This window comes from Streptomyces sp. BA2 (assembly GCF_009769735.1).
Taxonomy (GTDB): domain Bacteria; phylum Actinomycetota; class Actinomycetes; order Streptomycetales; family Streptomycetaceae; genus Streptomyces.
Map to the genome: position 1 here is coordinate 2,112,812 of NZ_WSRO01000002.1, position 16,616 is coordinate 2,129,427.

At 70.4% G+C, this 16,616-nt stretch carries 16 protein-coding genes; 4 read left to right on the plus strand and 12 right to left on the minus strand.

Annotated elements, in window-relative coordinates; translation table 11 throughout:
* Nucleotides 1-22: 22 nt before the first annotated feature.
* Nucleotides 23-1,468 carry an aminotransferase-like domain-containing protein gene (locus tag E5671_RS12145; protein WP_160503885.1) on the minus strand — a complete coding sequence of 482 codons (1,446 nt, stop codon included), beginning with the start codon at nucleotides 1,466-1,468 and terminating at the stop codon, nucleotides 23-25.
* On the opposite strand from E5671_RS12145, the gene E5671_RS12150 reads away from it, so the two are divergent.
* Both E5671_RS12150 and E5671_RS12155 read left to right on the plus strand, forming a co-directional pair.
* Nucleotides 1,467-2,399 (plus strand): DMT family transporter, encoded by a 933-nt coding sequence (locus E5671_RS12150; RefSeq protein WP_160503886.1) that lies wholly within the window; start codon nucleotides 1,467-1,469, stop codon nucleotides 2,397-2,399. The two genes, E5671_RS12145 and E5671_RS12150, sit on opposite strands and share 2 nt — an antisense overlap.
* A gap of 77 nt (nucleotides 2,400-2,476) precedes the next feature.
* Nucleotides 2,477-2,671, plus strand: coding sequence for a DUF1918 domain-containing protein (locus E5671_RS12155; protein ID WP_160503888.1), 195 nt, complete (start codon nucleotides 2,477-2,479; stop codon nucleotides 2,669-2,671).
* A gap of 1 nt (nucleotide 2,672) precedes the next feature.
* On the opposite strand, the gene E5671_RS12160 is transcribed toward E5671_RS12155, so the two are convergent.
* Nucleotides 2,673-3,899: a glycoside hydrolase family 10 protein gene (locus E5671_RS12160; RefSeq protein ID WP_160503889.1), complete on the minus strand. Its 1,227-nt coding sequence runs from the start codon at nucleotides 3,897-3,899 to the stop codon at nucleotides 2,673-2,675.
* 179 nt (nucleotides 3,900-4,078) lie between these two features.
* Between E5671_RS12160 and E5671_RS12165 the strand changes: the two genes are divergently transcribed.
* Both E5671_RS12165 and E5671_RS12170 read left to right on the plus strand, forming a co-directional pair.
* Nucleotides 4,079-4,939: a 3-hydroxybutyryl-CoA dehydrogenase gene (locus E5671_RS12165; protein WP_160503891.1), complete on the plus strand. Its 861-nt coding sequence runs from the start codon at nucleotides 4,079-4,081 to the stop codon at nucleotides 4,937-4,939.
* A 210-nt stretch (nucleotides 4,940-5,149) separates the two neighbouring features.
* Nucleotides 5,150-5,407: a hypothetical protein gene (locus E5671_RS12170; RefSeq protein WP_160503893.1), complete on the plus strand. Its 258-nt coding sequence runs from the start codon at nucleotides 5,150-5,152 to the stop codon at nucleotides 5,405-5,407.
* Here the strand turns inward: E5671_RS12170 and E5671_RS12175 are convergent.
* The 10 genes from E5671_RS12175 to infC all read right to left on the minus strand — a co-directional run bounded on the left by E5671_RS12175 (nucleotide 5,404) and on the right by infC (nucleotide 16,503).
* On the minus strand, nucleotides 5,404-5,946 hold the full coding sequence (locus tag E5671_RS12175) for an NUDIX domain-containing protein (protein WP_160503895.1): 543 nt from the start codon (nucleotides 5,944-5,946) through the stop codon (nucleotides 5,404-5,406). The two genes, E5671_RS12170 and E5671_RS12175, sit on opposite strands and share 4 nt — an antisense overlap.
* A gap of 76 nt (nucleotides 5,947-6,022) precedes the next feature.
* Nucleotides 6,023-7,375: a transcriptional regulator gene (locus tag E5671_RS12180; protein ID WP_160503896.1), complete on the minus strand. Its 1,353-nt coding sequence runs from the start codon at nucleotides 7,373-7,375 to the stop codon at nucleotides 6,023-6,025.
* Between the two features lie 268 nt (nucleotides 7,376-7,643).
* The gene (locus E5671_RS12185; RefSeq protein ID WP_160503898.1) at nucleotides 7,644-8,765 is read right to left on the minus strand and encodes a PP2C family protein-serine/threonine phosphatase; all 1,122 of its coding nucleotides are present in this window, start codon (nucleotides 8,763-8,765) and stop codon (nucleotides 7,644-7,646) included.
* A 213-nt stretch (nucleotides 8,766-8,978) separates the two neighbouring features.
* Entirely contained in the window at nucleotides 8,979-11,528 is a 2,550-nt protein-coding gene (gene pheT, locus E5671_RS12190; RefSeq protein ID WP_160503900.1) for a phenylalanine--tRNA ligase subunit beta, read from the minus strand.
* Nucleotides 11,528-12,655 (minus strand): phenylalanine--tRNA ligase subunit alpha, encoded by a 1,128-nt coding sequence (gene pheS, locus E5671_RS12195; RefSeq protein WP_160503902.1) that lies wholly within the window; start codon nucleotides 12,653-12,655, stop codon nucleotides 11,528-11,530. Before pheS ends, pheT begins: the two co-directional genes overlap by 1 nt.
* 170 nt (nucleotides 12,656-12,825) lie before the next feature.
* Nucleotides 12,826-13,968 carry a sensor histidine kinase gene (locus E5671_RS12200; protein WP_160503904.1) on the minus strand — a complete coding sequence of 381 codons (1,143 nt, stop codon included), beginning with the start codon at nucleotides 13,966-13,968 and terminating at the stop codon, nucleotides 12,826-12,828.
* 55 nt (nucleotides 13,969-14,023) lie between these two features.
* Nucleotides 14,024-14,884, minus strand: a complete 861-nt coding sequence (locus tag E5671_RS12205) for a TrmH family RNA methyltransferase (protein ID WP_160503906.1) — start codon at nucleotides 14,882-14,884, stop codon at nucleotides 14,024-14,026.
* A gap of 148 nt (nucleotides 14,885-15,032) precedes the next feature.
* The gene (rplT, locus tag E5671_RS12210) at nucleotides 15,033-15,416 is read right to left on the minus strand and encodes a 50S ribosomal protein L20 (protein WP_003970214.1); all 384 of its coding nucleotides are present in this window, start codon (nucleotides 15,414-15,416) and stop codon (nucleotides 15,033-15,035) included.
* Between the two features lie 94 nt (nucleotides 15,417-15,510).
* A complete protein-coding gene (rpmI, locus tag E5671_RS12215) occupies nucleotides 15,511-15,705 on the minus strand; it encodes a 50S ribosomal protein L35 (RefSeq protein WP_135330421.1) in 195 nt (64 codons plus the stop codon).
* A 120-nt stretch (nucleotides 15,706-15,825) separates the two neighbouring features.
* On the minus strand, nucleotides 15,826-16,503 hold the full coding sequence (gene infC, locus E5671_RS12220; protein WP_336606047.1) for a translation initiation factor IF-3: 678 nt from the start codon (nucleotides 16,501-16,503) through the stop codon (nucleotides 15,826-15,828).
* Between the last annotated feature and the right edge of the window lie 113 nt (nucleotides 16,504-16,616).

Here is a 16,616-nt window from a genome sequence, read left to right on the forward strand (position 1 = left end):
GGTGAGCCTCAGCGGGTGCCGCTCAGTGGGTGGGCCCCCAGACCTCCTCGCACGCCACGCGAAGCCTCCGCACCCCCTCGGCGATCTCCCCGACCCCCGCGACCGCCGCGAAGCTCATCCTCAGGTACGCCGCCGGGGGTTCGGCCGCGAAGTACGGGCGGCCGGGGGCCACCGCGACGCCCGCGCGCAGCGCCGCGCCCGCCAGGGCCGCCTCGTCCGTGCCGTCGGGCAGGCGCAGCCACAGGACGTAGCCGCCCGCGGGGATGTGCGGCAGGGCGAGTTCGGGCAGGTCAAGGCGGAGGGCCGCGGCCATCGCGTCCCTGCGGTCCTTCAACTCGCCCGCCACGTGCCGCAGATGGCGCGGCCAGGCCGGGGAGCCGACCAGTTCGAGCGCCGCCTCCTGGAGCGGTCTCGGCACGAAGAAGTGGTCGACGACCTGGATCGCGCGCAGCCTCTCAAGGACCGGCCCGCGGGCGACCAGCGCGCTCACCCGGAAGCTCGGTGACGTGGCCTTGGTGAGCGAGCAGACGTGCACGACGACTCCGTCGGGGTCGTCGGACTGCAGGGGCCTCGGCAGCGGCCCCGCGTCCTCGTGGACGAGGCGCCGCACGAAGTCGTCCTCGATGACGAAGGCACCGGCCTCACGCGCGATGCGCAGCACCTCCGGGCGGCGCTCGGCGGAGAGCACCGCCCCCGTCGGGTTCTGGAACAGCGGCTGGCAGACGAACACCCGCGCCCCCGTGGCCTTGAACGCCGCGGCGAGCAGCTCGGGGCGTACGCCGTCCACGTCCACCGGCACCGGAACCGGCCGCAGCCCCGCCGCGCGGGCGATGGCCAGCATGCCGGGGTACGTCGGCGACTCGACCAGGACCGGCGCACCCGGCGGTGCGAGCGCCCGCAGTGCCGTGGTGAGCCCACTCTGGCCGCCGGCGGTGATCAGCACCTCGGCGGCCGTGATCGCGCCGCCGATGCCCCGCGCGAACCACTCCCGCAGCTCGGGAAGCCCGTCGATCGGCGGCCTCCCCCACGCGCCGGGCCGCCGCCCCGCCCGCGCGAGGGCCGCCGCCATCGCGCGCTCGGGCTGCAGCGAGGGATGCAGATAGCCGCCGTTGAACTCGATGACACCGTGCGGCGGCGCCGCGAGCGTGACCAGGACCCCGGAGGCGTCCACCGCGCGCGGCACCAGCTCCGTCGCCGCGTCGGCGCTCAGCGACACCTCCTGCCACGAGGTGTCCCCCGCCGGCGCGGCGGTGGCCTGCGGCTCGGCACGGAAGACTCCGGCGCCCGGCCGCGAGACGACAAGGCCCTCGGCGGCCAGCTGCCCCAGGGCCCGCGACACGGTCACCGGGCTCACCCTGAACCGTTCGACCAGCGCCCGACTCGACGGCAGCTTTCCACCTGGCGAGTAGCGGTCCAGCTCGTTCCGCAGGCGGTTTGCCAGCTCAGTCACACTGCTACCCTCATGCATGACAGCACAGGATAGCGCTACTCGCCCGAGTCGGATAGCAGTCCCCGCAGCAACCGTGGGCACGCAGCACAGCTCCCGCCGCGCCGGCACCGTCATGGCCGCGCTCGGCGTCACCGCTTTCTCGCTCACCTTCCCCGCCACCGCCTGGGGCCTTGAGGGCATCGGCCCCTGGTCGTTCGTGGCCCTGCGCGTCGTGCTGAGCGCGGTCATCGCGGGCGGCGCCCTGCTCGCCCTGCGCGTTCCGCTGCCCGCCCGCCGCCACTGGCCCGGGATCGCGGTCGTCGCCGCCGGAGTCGTCGTCGGCTTCCCGCTGCTCACCACGCTCGCCCTGCAGACCTCCACCACCGCCCACGCGGCCGTCGTCGTCGGTCTGCTCCCGCTGACGACCGCCGTGTTCTCGGCGCTGCGCACCGGGGCGCGGCCGTCGCGGGCGTTCTGGGCCGCTGCCGTCGCGGGCGCCGCCGCGGTGATCGCGTTCACGATCCAGCAGAGCGGCGGCGCCCTGTCGACCGCCGACCTCTACCTCTTCGCCTCGCTCCTCATCTGCGCCGCCGGCTACACCGAGGGCGGCCGCCTCGCCCGCGAGATGCCGGGCTGGCAGGTCATCGGCTGGGCGCTGATCCTGTGCCTGCCGCTCGCCGTGGTGGGGGCAGCCGTCGCCCTCCGGCACGAGCCCTTCCAGCTCACCGGGCACAGCACCGCCGGGCTGCTCTACGCCGCCATCGGCTCACAGTTCCTCGGTCTGGTCGTCTGGTACCGCGGTATGGCCGCGATCGGCGTCCCCAAGGCCAGCCAGCTCCAGCTCGCCCAGCCGCTGCTCACCCTGGTCTGGTCGGTGTTCCTGCTCGGCGAGCACCTCACCATCGCCGCGCCGCTGACCGCCGCGGCCGTCCTCGTGTGCATCGCGGTCACGCAACGGGCGCGCGGCTAGGGCCTACCTCACACCACCCGACGTAGACTGACGGCCACGGAAAGCAACCGCAGGGTGGGACGAGGAGGTCGCTCCAGATGCAGGCAAGCGTAGGCGACAGGCTGCTGGTCCACGGCAGGATCGTCGGTCAGCACGACCGGACCGCGGAGGTCATCGAGGTGCTCGGTGAGAACGGCACACCGCCGTACCGCGTCCGCTTCGAGGACGGTCACGAGACCCTGATGTCACCGGGCCCCGACACCGTCGTACGGCATTTCGGGGACACCGACTGACTCAGGGCCTGGCCCGCTTCTGATAGTGGTCGGCGACCACGCGCGCCATCGCGCCGATCTTGTCCACGCCCACTTCCTTCGCCGAGAAGTACACATGCCCGCGCGCCTGCGGGAACCCCTTGGCGTACGTGAGGTGGCGGGACAGCTCGGCGGGGTCCTGCCAGGCGGCGGGCTGCGCGGGGTCGCCCGCCTTGTAGAGGGCCTCCCCCACGTACAGGCGCACGCCCGTGTCCTTGACGACGTCGGCCCACCAGGGCAGCAGCTTGCCGTAGTCCGCGACGGTGAAACCGATGTTCCAGTAGAGCTGCGGGCAGATGTAGTCGAGCCAGCCTTTCTTGACCCAGCCGCGGGTGTCGGCGTGCAGGTTGTCGTAGGTCTGCACGCCGGCCTGGGTGTCCGAACCGAGCGGATCGGTCGAGGCGTTGCGCCAGACCCCGAACGGGCTGATCCCGAACTGCGCGTTCTTGCGCACCTTCTTCACCCGTGCCGCCATCTCGCGCACCAGGCGGTCGATGTTGTCGCGCCGCCAGGCGGCCCGGTCCGGGAAGCCGCCGCCGTAGCGCGCGAAGGCGTCGTCGTCGTCGAAGACCTGCCCGGCGACCGGATACGGGTAGAAGTAGTCGTCCCAGTGCACCGCGTCGATGGCGTAGTGGCGCAGGGCGTCGAGCATCGCGTCCTGGACGAAGCGCCGCACCTCGGGCAGGCCGGGGTTGTAGTAGAGCTTCCCGCCGTACGGCACGACCCAGTCGGGGTGCAGCCGCGCGGGGTGCGTCGGGACGAGGCGTGAGGGGTCCGTGTGGTTGGCGATACGGAAGGGGTTGAACCAGGCGTGCAGTTCAAGGCCCCTGCGGTGTGCCTCGGCCACGGCCGTGCCCAGCGGGTCCCAGCCGGGGTGCTTGCCCTGCACGCCGGTGAGGCACTCCGCCCACGGCTCGTACGGCGAAGGCCACAACGCGTCGGCGGTGGGCCGCACTTGGAAGATCACGGCGTTCAGCCGGCGCCGTACGGCCGTGTCGAGATGGCCGATCAGTTCGGCGCGCTGCTCGGCCGCCGGAAGTCCGGGCTTCGAAGGCCAGTCGCGGTTGACGACGGTCGCCAGCCACATGCCCCGCAGCTCGCGGCGCGAGGGGGCCTTCCCCGGCACGGCCGCCGCGTCCCCCGCGGCTGTGAGCCCCGCCACCATCGCGGCCGCCGCAATCGTGAACCCTCGGCGTGACATACGCCTCATCCGCTCGCCCCCTGGCCTGTATATCCGCCGGAACCGCTGCTTGTACCGGACAGCATGCCCGACCCGGCACGTCATGCACCTGAGGTTCGGCGGTAACGTTCACCGCTGGGGCAGACACCGCATCCGAACGGGGGACTGCCCGTCCGTTGATCAGCGAAAGGCACGAGGTGACCGACTCTATGCCCGACATCGCACGCGTCGGAGTAGTGGGCTGTGGCCAGATGGGCGCCGGGATCGCGGAGGTCTGCGCCCGCTCCGGACTGGACGTGATGGTCGCGGAGACCACCGGCGAGGCCCTGGAGATCGGCCGCACCCGGCTCTACAACTCACTCTCCAAGGCCGCCGAACGCGGCAAGATCTCGGAGGAGGAGCGGGACGAGACGCTCGCCCGCCTCAGCTTCACGACCGACCTCGGGGAGTTCTCCGACCGCGACCTCGTGATCGAGGCGGTCGTCGAGAACGAGGCGGTCAAGACCGAGATCTTCCAGGTGCTCGACCAGGTGGTGACCCGGCAGGACGCGATCCTCGCCTCCAACACCTCCTCCATCCCGCTGGTGAAGCTGGCCGTCGCGACGTCCCGCCCCGACGCGGTCATCGGCATCCACTTCTTCAACCCGGCCCCGGTGCAGCAGCTCGTCGAGCTGATCCCCGCGCTGACGACGTCCGAGGGGACGATCAGCCGCGCGCAGTCCATGGTCGAGAAGGTGCTCGGCAAGCACGCGATCCGCGCCCAGGACCGCTCGGGCTTCGTGGTCAACGCGCTGCTCATCCCGTACCTCCTCTCCGCGATCCGGATGTTCGAGTCGGGCATCGCGAGCCGCGAGGACATCGACAACGGCATGGAGATGGGCTGCGCCCACCCGATGGGTCCGCTCAAGCTCGCCGACCTGATCGGCCTCGACACGGTCGCCTCGGTCGCGGACAGCATGTACGCCGAGTACAAGGAGCCGCTGTACGCCGCTCCCCCGCTGCTCCAGCGGATGGTGGACGCAGGGAGGCTCGGCCGCAAGTCCGGCTCGGGCTTCTACCCGTACGCCTGACACGGCACGCTCCGGGCTCACACTGGCACCCGGAACTTCGCACCGCACACGGGCCCGGCACTCGATCGAGTGCCGGGCCCGCGGCGTTCACACACCGTGTGCGCCATGGGCTCGCATATGCCCTTCGCACACTCTCCCGCCCTGGCCACCAGGCGAGTTGACTTTCCGTGCGCATCAGGGGGATGGACAGCTACAGAAAGGAACGGACTTGTGACCGCCGACCCTGAACTTCGCGTGGTCCCCGAGGAACTCGCCGAGTTACGCCGCAGCTTGGACGTGGGCCTCGCCCGCGTCGACGGACAGCTCGCGTTGCTCACCCAACATGACGAACAGAGCGCCAAGAACCAGGATGAGCTGACCGTGAGGATCACCGCACTGGAGCACACTCGCTGGCCACTGCCCGCCCTACTCGCCCTTACGGCGGTAGGTGCGCTCGCCGTGGCAGTTTGGCAGGCCATCGGCCGTTAGTGCGCGTCCTGGCCAAGACGCAGGTGGTGCAGGAGGAGTAGCGCAGCCGCCATGTTGGCGGCCGGCACTTCTCCGCGGGCCACCATGTCAGGGACGAGTTTGAGTGGGACCCATTCACGGCGGTCGGACTCGAAGTCGTCTTCGGGATGACCGATGTAGGTGCACTCATCCGACCAGTAGATGTGGTGCCTGGCGTCGGTGAGCCCATTGGACGGCTCGACACTCATCAGGTGTCGTAACGGGCCCGGCCGCCAGCCGGTCTCCTCCTCCATTTCCCGGGCGGCCGCGTACGCGAGGTCCTCGCCGTCCTCGACGACGCCCGCGGCGAGTTCCCAGCCCCAGCTGTCCGTGATGAAGCGGTGCCGCCAGAGCAGCAGCACCTCGTTGGCCTCATTGACGACGGTGGCCACGGCGACGGGCCGCAGCCGTATCAGGAAGTGGTCGAGGTGCCGGCCGTCGGGCAGTTCCACATCTGCCAGATTGACCGTGAACCACCTGTTTCCATATACAGTTTGTTCGCTTTGTTTCGTCCACTGCACGGTTCTGCCACCTTCCGCCGAGTAGATGGCAATATCGCAGCAGGAGGGTGTTCAGAGCAGTGGTACGCGCTTCATGTCACAGCGGTACGCGCAGTGCCCCGTCGATGAGTTCGGCCGCCTCGGCCGTGCCCGCGCAGTCGCTGCGCACCAGATGTTCCCGCACGGCCCGCAGCCGGTCGCGCAGCCGTTGGGACTCCATCCCCCGTGCCTGCTCTGCCATTTCCACCGCCGTGGCCACCGCCTCGTCGGTGTTTCCCTGGCGCAGTTCGATCTGGCTGAGCATGGCGAGCCGATGGACCCGGCCCCGGTCGTGAGCCGGCGTGTCCACCGCCGCCGCCGCATGCTCGTACGCTCCCGTGAGGTCGCCGAGGCTGAGCAGCGCCTCCGCCACTTGTACGTTGACGAGTCCGGGCTGGACATAGCCGGTCTCGTCCGGCTCGCGCCCACGCCGGATACGGTCCGCCGCGGCCTCCGCACGCCGGATGCAGGACAGCGCGCTGCTGCCGTCGCCCAGGTGTGCGTACGACTTGGCCTGCATGGCGTAGAGGTCGGAGGCGAGGGCCGGGGTCAGCTCGCGCCCCGCGGCGCGCAGAGCGGCTTCCGCGAAGGCCACCGCCTGGCGGTACTCGCGCATGAACAGGGACTGGTTGACGAGCAGCGCGATGACGTAGGCCCCAAGTCCCCTGTCCCCGCTGGCCTTTGCCAGGCGCAGGGCCTGGTGGAAGTAGCGCTGGGCCAGGCCGTGCGCGTCCGAGTCGTAGGCGCAGATGCCCGCGATGGCCACCAACCCGCCGGTGGATCTGTGGAGTTGGCGTCCCGTCTCGTCCGTATAGCTGCCGCGCAGCAGAGGTGCGGCCTCGGCGTTGAGGAAGCCGACGATGCGGGTGCGGGTCGCGATGCCTCCGGTCTTGCGGTACATCTGCTCGTAGTGGGCGCGGGCCGCGCGCATCATGTCGATGTCGGCCGTGCTCACCTGGTGCCTGCCGCCGCGCGAGACGTCCACGTCCTCGGGTGGGTTCTCCCACTCCCAGACGGGCATCACCGCGGGTGTTCCCGTGACCGCGGGTGCGCCGAGCAGATGCGGGCGCTGCTGTTCGTCCGAGCGCCACAAGGCCGTGGCTCTCTCCACGAAACCGGACAGCGTCGAGGCCGCGGAGCCGAGACCCACCGCCGGCAGGCCGCCCGGCACGCCGAGGCCGATGTCGTCGAGCGTGACGGTGCGCTGGAGCCGCCCCGCGAGGACCTCACAGATGAGGTCGGGCACCTGGCCGCGCGGGCGCTGGCCCTTCAACCACCGGGAGACGGCGGTGTGTTCGTACCGCAGGGCGAGGCCGCGCCTCTTCCCCGCCTGATTGACGTGGGCAGCCAGGCCCGCGTGGGAGATTCCCGCCTCGTCGAGGATCGCGTCGAGCAGGGTATTGGGCTGCATGGAGGCCCTCCGGTGACTCGGTGTCGCCAGCGTAGTAGAGGTGACTTCACACGGGGTGTGAACGGAACGCCCGAATCCGGGGGGTGTGCGCTCTGCCGTCGCCACTCCTGTCACGCTTGACTGAGATTCCTCACAAGGAGGCCGGCCGGGCCGCCGGCTCCCCCTCGAAAAGTACGGCGGCCCTCACTGGCGCCGTCCGCCCCGTCGTCTGCCCGACAACTCCAAGGGCGGGACGGGCGGCGCATGGCCGGCGGAGGTTGACGGTGCGTCATGTCATGGTGCTTTGCCGACGCACCGTCTCCCCCTGCTGAACCGGCACCCGCCGGCGGTCGTTGCGCAGGACCAGGAGCGCGGCGTCGTCGGTGGGGAACCGCCCGGCGTGGCGCAGGAGTTGGGCGTACACCGCGCGGATCACGGTCTGGGGCGCGACCGGCGGGACCCGCACCGCTTCGGAGAGCGCCGCCTGGAGCGGGAAGAACCGTCCGGCCGCGTCCCGCGCGTCCTCCATGCCGTCCGTGTGCAGGACGAGCGCCTCCCCCGGAAGGAGCGGTCCGCAGTGCAGCAGGGACAGTTCGGCGGGGAGCGGGAAGGGACCGAGCGGCGGCAGCGGATCCCCGCCCGTGACCGGCTCGGCGTGGCCGCTCAGGCGGTAGGGCCAAGGGTGACCGCAGTTGAGCGCGGTCAGCTCGCCGTCCGGGCCGATCTCCATCAGGAGTACGGTGACGAACTCCTCGGCCAGCGGGCTGTCGGGCGCCGGAGCGCCGTTCGCAGGATGCTCGGCCCGCGACCTCTCCCGCAGATGCCGCCCCAGGGCGCGCTCCAACTTCCTGAGCACATGCGGCAGTTCCGACTCTTCGTGCGCCGCCTCGCGGAAGCTTCCGAGCACGGCGGCGGCCGTACTGATGGCGGTCAGGCCGTGCCCACGCACGTCGCCCATGACGACGCGGACGCCGTGGTCGGTGGCCACCACCTCGTACAGATCCCCGCCGACGGAGGCGCCGCGTGACGCGGAGAGCCGCCCGGCCGCGACCGTGAGGCCCTCGACACGTGGCGGCAGCGGGCGCAACAGGACGTTCTGCGCGGCACCCGCGACCTCACGGAGCTGGCGCAACTCCCGCAGCAGCGAGGCGCGGACATGCAATATCAGACCGGCGCCGACCGCGAAGAAGACCGCGCTGGTGACGATCCGCGCCTCGAGGCCGTCCCGCTGGGCGAGCGGGCAGACGAGTTTGTACGTGATGGCGGCCGCGCCCCACACCGCGGGGAGGCCGAGCATGAGAACGCGCCGGATCCGCGGCGGGTCCACACGGAACACCCTCGGCCCGGCCCTCGCCCGGCTCCTTGCCCGAAGCAACACCCGTCGGGGAGCTCCAGCCCTGATACGGATCATGCCGATGGCCCCCCTAAGGCCCTGTTCAGCGTGCAGTCCGCGCAGACCGTACAGATCACGGACCCTGCGGCCGGACTGATTCTGTCGACCGCCTGAGCCGATCGGACCAGAGAGGGCTTACTTGTCACTCAAACGAGTGAAGGGCGTATCCGGGGGCCCGGATACGCCCTTCTTTGCGCCTCTTGTGCGCCTGGCGGCGACTACTGGCGGTGACTACGCTCCGCGCAGCACCGCGCCGGTCCGCTCGGCCGCCAGGGCGACGGCGGCGTCACGGGCCGCGGAGGCCTCGTCGACGGTCAGCGTGCGGTCGGCCGCGCGGAAGCGCAGCGCGTACGCGAGGGACTTCTTGCCCGCACCGATCTGCTCGCCGGTGAAGACGTCGAACAGGCGGATGGACTCGAGGAGTTCACCCGCGCCCTCACGCAGCACCTTCTCGACGTCGGCGGCGGGGACGCCCCCGTCGACGACGAGCGCGACGTCCTGCGTGGCGACCGGGAAGGTGGAGATCTTCGGCCCCTGCGGGACACCGGCTCCGGCGTCCTCCAGACGGTCCAGGTCGAGCTCCATCGCGCAGGTGCGCGCGGGCAGACCGAGCGCCTTGACGACGCGCGGGTGCAGCTCGCCCGCGTGCCCGATGACCTCCTCCGCGCCGTCGATCACGACGGCGAGCTCGGCGCACCGGCCCGGGTGCCACGGGCCGTACTGGCCCTGGCGCACGAGCAGTTCGGTGCCGGACTCGGCGGCGAGGGCGCGCGCGGCCTGGACCGCGTCGGCCCACTCGGACGGACGGCCCTTGCCCCACCAGCCGGCCTGCTCGCGGGCGCCCGCGAGGACGACGGCGGCATGCCGCGGCTGCACGGGAAGCGCCTCGGTCAGGGAGGCGATCTCCTCGTCCGTGGGCCGCCGGTCGACGGGAAGACGCACCGCGATGCGCGCCTCTTCACGCGGCTGGAAGACCAGACCCGTCTCGAAGAGCGCCAGGTCGTGGCTGCCGCGGCCTTCGTTGCGGCGCAGCGCGCCGAGCAGCCCCGGAAGCAGCGTCGTACGAAGAGCGGGCTCCTCGTCGGAGAGCGGGTTGACCAGCTTCACGACCCGGCGCTTGGGGTCGCCGGGTTCGAGGCCCAGCTGGTCGAAGACCTGCTCACCGATGAACGGGTAGTTCGGCGCCTCGACGAATCCGCTTCCGGCAAGGGCGCGGCCGAATCGGCGGTGCAGCCGCTGCCGGTCGGTCAGACCGCGGCCCGCGGGGGGCTTGGGCAGCGTCGACGGGAGGTTCTCGTACCCCTCGAGCCGGATGACCTCTTCGGCGAGGTCGTTCGGCTCGGCGAGGTCGGGACGCCAGGACGGCACGGTGACGGTCAGGGCGTCCTGGCCGTAGACGTCGCAGCCGACTTCCTGGAGGCGGCGCACGACGGTCTCGCGGCCGTACTCCACGCCGGCGACCTTGTCCGGGTGGTCGGCGGGCATGGTGATCGTGTGGGGGGCGGAGGGTGCGATGACCTCGGTGACCCCGCTCTCGGCGGTGCCGCCCGCGAGCAGGACGAGGAGATCCACCGTGCGCTGCGCGGCGGCGGACGCGGCCTGCGGGTCGACGCCGCGCTCGAAGCGCTTGGCCGCCTCGGAAGGCAGCTTGTGGCGCCGGGCCGTGCGGGCGATGGAGATCGCGTCGAAGTGCGCGGCCTCGATGACGACGTCGGTGGTACCCGCCGTCTCCATTGGGGTCTCCCCTGCTCGAGCGGAGTCGAGAGCTTGGGGAAGGTCCGCGATCTCGGTGTTGGCGCCGCCCATGACGCCCGCGAGGCCGATCGGGCCGCGGTCGTCGGTGATGACCAGGTCCTCGGCGTCGAGGACGCGCTTGGCGCCGTCGAGCGTCGTGAACTTCTCGCCCTGCTCCGCGCGGCGCACGCCGATGGTGCCCTCGATGCGGGAGCGGTCGTACGCGTGAAGGGGCTGGCCGAGCTCCAGCATCACGTAGTTCGTGATGTCGACGGCGAGCGAGATCGGGCGCATGCCCGCCTTCTGGAGGCGGCGCCGCAGCCAGATCGGCGAGCGGGACTCGGGCTTCAGGCCCGTGACCGTGCGCGCGGTGAAGCGGTCGCAGCCCATCGGGTCGGAGATCTTGACCGGGTAGCCGGAGGCGTTCGGCGCGGGCACGTCCAGGAGCGCCGGGTCGCGCAGCGGCAGGCCGTACGCGATGGCGGCCTCGCGGGCGACGCCGCGCATCGACAGGGCATAGCCGCGGTCGGGCGTGACGGCGATGTCCAGGACCTCGTCGACCAGTTCGAGCAGCTTGATCGCGTCGGTGCCGGCCTCGTGCTCGGGCGGAAGGACGATGATGCCGCCGCTTCCGTCGTCGCCCATGCCCAGCTCGTCGCCGGAGCAGATCATGCCGTGCGACGTCTTGCCGTACGTCTTGCGCGCGGCGATCTTGAAGTCGCCGGGCAGGACGGCGCCCGGGAGCACGACGACGACCTTGTCGCCGACGGCGAAGTTCCGTGCACCGCAGACGATCTCCTGCGGCTCGCCGGTGCCGTTGGCGGAACCGACGTCGACGGTGCAGAAGCGGATGGGCTTCTTGAACTCCGTCAGTTCCTCGATGGTGAGGACCTTGCCGACGACAAGGGGGCCGGTGAGGCCGGCGCCGAGCTGCTCGACGGTCTCGACCTCAAGGCCGACCTCGATCAGCTTGGCCTGCACGTCACGGCCGGTCTCGGTGGCGGGGAGATCGACGTACTCCCGCAGCCAGGAAAGCGGGACCCGCATCAGATCTCCATCCCGAAGGGCCGGGTGAACCGGACGTCACCCTCGACCATGTCTCGCATGTCTTCGACGTTGTGGCGGAACATCAGCATCCGTTCGATGCCGAACCCGAAGGCGAATCCGCTGTACTTCTGGGGGTCGACGCCGCAGGCGGTGAGCACCTTCGGGTTGACCATGCCGCAGCCGCCCAGCTCGATCCAGCCCTCGCTGCCGCAGGTGCGGCAGGGGCGGTCGGGGTTGCCCACGGACTCGCCACGGCAGACGTAGCAGACCATGTCCATCTCGGCGGACGGCTCGGTGAACGGGAAGTAGTTCGGGCGCAGGCGGGTCTTCATGTCCGCGCCGAAGAGCGACTGGACCATGTGGTCAAGGGTGCCCTTGAGGTCGGCCATGGTCAGGCCCTCGTCCACGGCGAGCAGCTCGATCTGGTGGAAGACCGGGGTGTGCGTCGCGTCCAGCTCGTCCGTGCGGTACACACGGCCGGGGCAGACGATGTAGACGGGCGGCTCGCGGTCGAGCATCGCGCGGGCCTGCACCGGGGAGGTGTGGGTGCGCAGCACGACACCGGACTCGTCGCCTTCCGTCCCCTTGGGTCCCTCGACGAAGAAGGTGTCCTGCATCTGCCGGGCCGGGTGGTCCGGGGTGAAGTTCAGGGCGTCGAAGTTGAACCACTCCGCCTCGACCTCGGGGCCCTCCGCGATCTCGTAGCCCATGGCGACGAAGACGTCCGCGACGCGCTCCATGAACGTGGTCAGCGGGTGCCTGGCACCGGCCGGGACGCGGTCGTACGGCAGCGTGACGTCCACTGCCTCCTCGACGAGCACCCGGGCGTCGCGCTCGGCCTCGAGCTCGGTCTGGCGGGCGGCGAGCGCCTTGCTGACCGCGCCGCGCGCCATGCCGACGCGCTTGCCGGCCTCGGCCTTGGCCTGCGGGGGCAGCGCGCCGATCTCGCGGTTGGCGAGCGCCAGCGGCGAGGTGCCGCCGGTGTGCGCGACCTTGGCCTCCTGGAGCTGTTCGAGGTCGCCCGCGGCGGCGAAGGCGGCAAGCGCCTCGGCCCGCATGCGCTCGATCTCTTCAGGTTTCAGTGCCTCGACCTCAACAGGGTCGTACGACTTGTTCGGTGCCGACATCTCTTCCCGTGCTTCCGGTTGGCTGGTGATGGTCCCCGTCTACGACTCGGAGACGAATCGTCCACATAGGGGGACGCAAACGTGCCAAGGATCGAGTCTAACGGGGGTGACGCAGGTGAATGAGCCCGCGGGCGGTGCTCGGGCGGATCAAGAACTGATCGGTGAGGGGATCAGAGGAGATACGCCGGAGTGCCCACGGGCAACGTAAATCGGAACTGGGCGCCGCCACCGGGCGCGCGGCCGACGGTGATCGTCCCGCCGTGCGCCTCCACGATGCCCTTCACGATGTACAAGCCGAGTCCCGTCCCGCCGCGCTTGCTGCCCCGCCAGAAGCGGGTGAAGACGCGGCCCATCGATTCCTCCGGAATGCCGCTTCCCTCGTCGCTCACGGTCACGGCCGTCTCGGCCCCGCCCCGCTCACGCGGGGACGACGAAGGTGCCACGTCGATGGTGACGGTTCCCTCGCCGTGCCGCACCGCATTTTCCAGCAGATTGCTGAGCACCTGGTCGATCTTGTCGGGGTCGGCCCAGAGGTCGGGCATGGGCTGCTGTATCCGCACGAGGAAGCGGTCGGCGTCCTGGCCGGATGCGACATGGGCCTGGATGTGGCGGCCGACGGCGGCACCGATGTCGACGGGCTGGCGACGCAGTTCCAGGCGTCCCGAGTCGATCCGTGAAATATCGAGAAGCTCGGCGATGAGCCGCGTGACGCGGTTGGCGTCGGCGTCCACCGTCTCCAGCATGAGTTTCTTCTGGTCGTCGGTGAACCGCTCCCACTTGGCAAGGAGCGTCGCCGTGAAGCCCTTCACGGAGGTGAGGGGCGAGCGGAGCTCGTGGGCGACGGTGGCGATCAGCTCGGCGTGGCTGCGCTCGGTGCGGCGGCGGGCCTCGGTGTCGCGGATGGAGACGACGACGCGGCGGACGGGGCCGGTGGGCGCGGTGCGCACATAGCGCGCGGAGACGAGGACCTCACGCCCGCCGGGGAGCAGGAGATTGCGCTCGGGCTGTGCGAAGCGGGTGGCAAGGCCGCCGTACGGATCGGTCAGCTGCCACCAGCGGCGGCCTTCGAGGTCCTCTAAAGGAAGGGCCCGCTCCAGCGGCGCGCCGATCGCCTCGTCGGCGTGCACCGCGGTGATGCGCACGGCCGCGGCGTTGAAGCAGATGACGTGGCCCGTCTCGTCCGCGACGACGAGGCCGTCGGGCAGGTCGTCCGGGTGGACACCGAGGCAGCCGAGGTCACCGAGGGCGCCATGGTCCGCGCGAGTGGACAGGATGTCCTGTACTCCCGGTGATCTGCTCGTGCCGATGCTCATTCCCCGTACCCCACCTCTCGGACCGGCGCAGGAGGCCTCCGAGCCCGTCACCCTACTAGCTGGGAGTGACGGAACGGCACCCTCCAGCCGCACGCTGTGCACGGGCGGACGCATAGAGGCACACGGCCGCCGCCGTCGCGAGGTTGAGGCTTTCGGCTCTGCCGTGGATCGGAACGCGCACCACGGCGTCGGCGAGTGCGCGGGTCTCCTCCGGGAGCCCCCAGGCCTCGTTGCCGAAGACCCAGGCGGACGGCGTACCCATGGTGCCCTTGTCGAGCTCGTCGTCGAGGTCGTCCTCGCCCGCTCCGTCGGCGGCCAGGATCCGCACGCCCGCGTCCTTCAGCCCCTGGACGGCCCGCTCGACGGGTACGCCGACGGCGACGGGCAGATGGAACAGCGAACCGACCGACGCGCGCACGCACTTGGGGTTGTAGAGGTCCACGGAGGCGTCCGTCAGGACGACGGCGTCGGCCCCCGCCGCGTCGGCACACCGCAGTACGGTCCCGGCGTTCCCGGGGTCACGGACGTGCGCGAGGACGGCGACCAGCTTGGGCCGGGCGGCGAGGATGCTGTCGAAAGGGGTGTCGAGGAACCGGCAGACACCGACAAGCCCCTGTGGCGTGACGGTCGTGGAGATGTCGGCGATGACGTCCTCGTCGGCGAGGTGCACCCTGGCCCCCGCGGCACGGGCTTCCCCCACGATGTCGGCGTAGCGCTCGGCGGCCTCGACGGTGGCGAACAGCTCGACGAGCGTGTCGGCTGTCTCGCCGTACGCGGCGGCCTCCCGCACGGCCTGCGGCCCCTCGGCGAGAAACAGCTGTTCCTTCCCCCGGAAGTTCCGCTTGGCAAGCCGCCGGGCGGCGCTGACGCGGGACGACTTGGGGGAGATCAACTCGGGCTCGGGGGCGGCAACCATGTAATTCACCTCGGAGAGAGCGCCCCGTCAGGGGCGCGGGGAACTGCGCGACCAGCCCAATGCGGCCCGCGGTCGACGGACAACGGACGCAATCGGACCCGCAAGCCACAGGCTTGCGGGTCCGATCACGTTCAAGCTCAGCGCAGCGTCAGGCAGCCTTGGGCGCGTTGACGTCCGAAGGCAGAGCCTTCTGCGCAACCTCGACGAGCGCCGCGAACGCGTTCGCGTCGTTGACGGCGAGCTCCGCGAGGATCTTGCGGTCCACCTCGATGTTGGCGGCCTTCAGACCCTGGATGAGGCGGTTGTACGTCATGCCGTTCTGGCGGGCAGCGGCGTTGATGCGCTGGATCCACAGCTGACGGAAGTCGCCCTTGCGCTTCTTGCGGTCGTTGTAGTTGTAGACCAGGGAGTGGGTGACCTGCTCCTTGGCCTTGCGGTACAGGCGCGAGCGCTGGCCGCGGTAGCCGCTGGCGGCTTCGAGGATCGCCCGACGCTTCTTGTGGGCGTTGACTGCCCGCTTGACGCGTGCCACTTGTTAACTCCTTGTAGCGGGGCCGTGGTTGGACTCACACGACCCGGTATCGATTGGGTCCCGGTCAGAGTTCAGGCGCGGTGTGCGCCTGAGCTCACTTGCCGAGAAGCTTCTTGATCTTCTTGGCGTCGCCCGGGGCCATCTCGGCGTTGCCGCTGAGGCGACGCGTCAGACGGGACGACTTGTGCTCGAGCAGGTGGCGCTTGCCGGCGCGCTCACGGAGCACCTTGCCGGAGCCGGTGATCTTGAAGCGCTTGCTGGCACCGCTGTGCGTCTTGTTCTTCGGCATAGCGCCGTTCTCTCCTCGTCAGTGGCACTCCCTGCCGTTTCCCGGTTCCTGCGAACCGGAGGCAGGGAGCGTCAGATGTATCGATAGTCACCAGGGCGCGCGTGGGAGGCGCGTCCCGGATCAGGCCTCTGCAGGCTCCTCGGCAGGTGCCTCGGCCTCGGCAGCGTCCTCGGCGGGGGCCTTGTCGGCCTCCTCCGCGACGGCGTTCTGCGAGCGGCCCGGGTTGGCCTTGGCGTCCGCCTTGCGGACCGCCTGGGCCTCGCGAGCCTCAGCCATGGCTTCGGTCTTCTTCTTGTGCGGACCGAGGACCATGATCATGTTTCGGCCGTCCTGCTTCGGGTTCGACTCGATGAACCCGAGGTCTTCGACGTCGTTCGCGAGACGCTGCAGCAGTCGGTAGCCGAGTTCCGGCCGGGACTGCTCGCGACCACGGAACATGATCGTGATCTTGACCTTGTCGCCCTGCTTGAGGAACCGGACGACGTGACCCTTCTTGGTGTCATAGTCGTGCGGGTCGATCTTCGGCCGGAGCTTCATCTCCTTGATGACCGTGTGCGCCTGGTTCTTGCGCGCCTCACGGGCCTTCATGGCCGACTCGTACTTGAACTTCCCGTAGTCCATGAGCTTGCACACGGGCGGACGGGCGGTAGCCGCCACCTCGACCAGGTCGAGGTCGTACTCCTGTGCGAGCTCCAGGGCCTTGGCAAGCGGAACAATCCCGACCTGCTCGCCGCTGGGACCGACAAGTCGCACCTCGGGAACGCGAATCCGGTCGTTGATGCGGGGCTCGGCGCTGATGGATCCTCCTCGGTAGCACCACGCGGCGGTCTGGCGGACAGCCGCGTTACGTCTGTTATCTCGACCAACCGAGTGAGTGCATAAAAAATGCCCCAACCGATCACAGGAAGGGG

Coding starts and splice junctions, on each gene's coding strand:
- E5671_RS12145 (WP_160503885.1), bottom strand. CDS start 1,468: ATGCATGAGGGTAGCAGTGTGACTGAGCTGGCAAACCGCCTGCGGAAC.
- rpmI (WP_135330421.1), bottom strand. CDS start 15,705: ATGCCGAAGAACAAGACGCACAGCGGTGCCAGCAAGCGCTTCAAGATC.
- E5671_RS12200 (WP_160503904.1), bottom strand. CDS start 13,968: ATGAGCATCGGCACGAGCAGATCACCGGGAGTACAGGACATCCTGTCC.
- pheS (WP_160503902.1), bottom strand. CDS start 12,655: ATGTCGGCACCGAACAAGTCGTACGACCCTGTTGAGGTCGAGGCACTG.
- E5671_RS12185 (WP_160503898.1), bottom strand. CDS start 8,765: ATGATCCGTATCAGGGCTGGAGCTCCCCGACGGGTGTTGCTTCGGGCA.
- E5671_RS12180 (WP_160503896.1), bottom strand. CDS start 7,375: ATGCAGCCCAATACCCTGCTCGACGCGATCCTCGACGAGGCGGGAATC.
- E5671_RS12150 (WP_160503886.1), top strand. CDS start 1,467: ATGACAGCACAGGATAGCGCTACTCGCCCGAGTCGGATAGCAGTCCCC.
- E5671_RS12160 (WP_160503889.1), bottom strand. CDS start 3,899: ATGAGGCGTATGTCACGCCGAGGGTTCACGATTGCGGCGGCCGCGATG.
- E5671_RS12155 (WP_160503888.1), top strand. CDS start 2,477: ATGCAGGCAAGCGTAGGCGACAGGCTGCTGGTCCACGGCAGGATCGTC.
- E5671_RS12165 (WP_160503891.1), top strand. CDS start 4,079: ATGCCCGACATCGCACGCGTCGGAGTAGTGGGCTGTGGCCAGATGGGC.
- pheT (WP_160503900.1), bottom strand. CDS start 11,528: ATGCGGGTCCCGCTTTCCTGGCTGCGGGAGTACGTCGATCTCCCCGCC.
- E5671_RS12205 (WP_160503906.1), bottom strand. CDS start 14,884: ATGGTTGCCGCCCCCGAGCCCGAGTTGATCTCCCCCAAGTCGTCCCGC.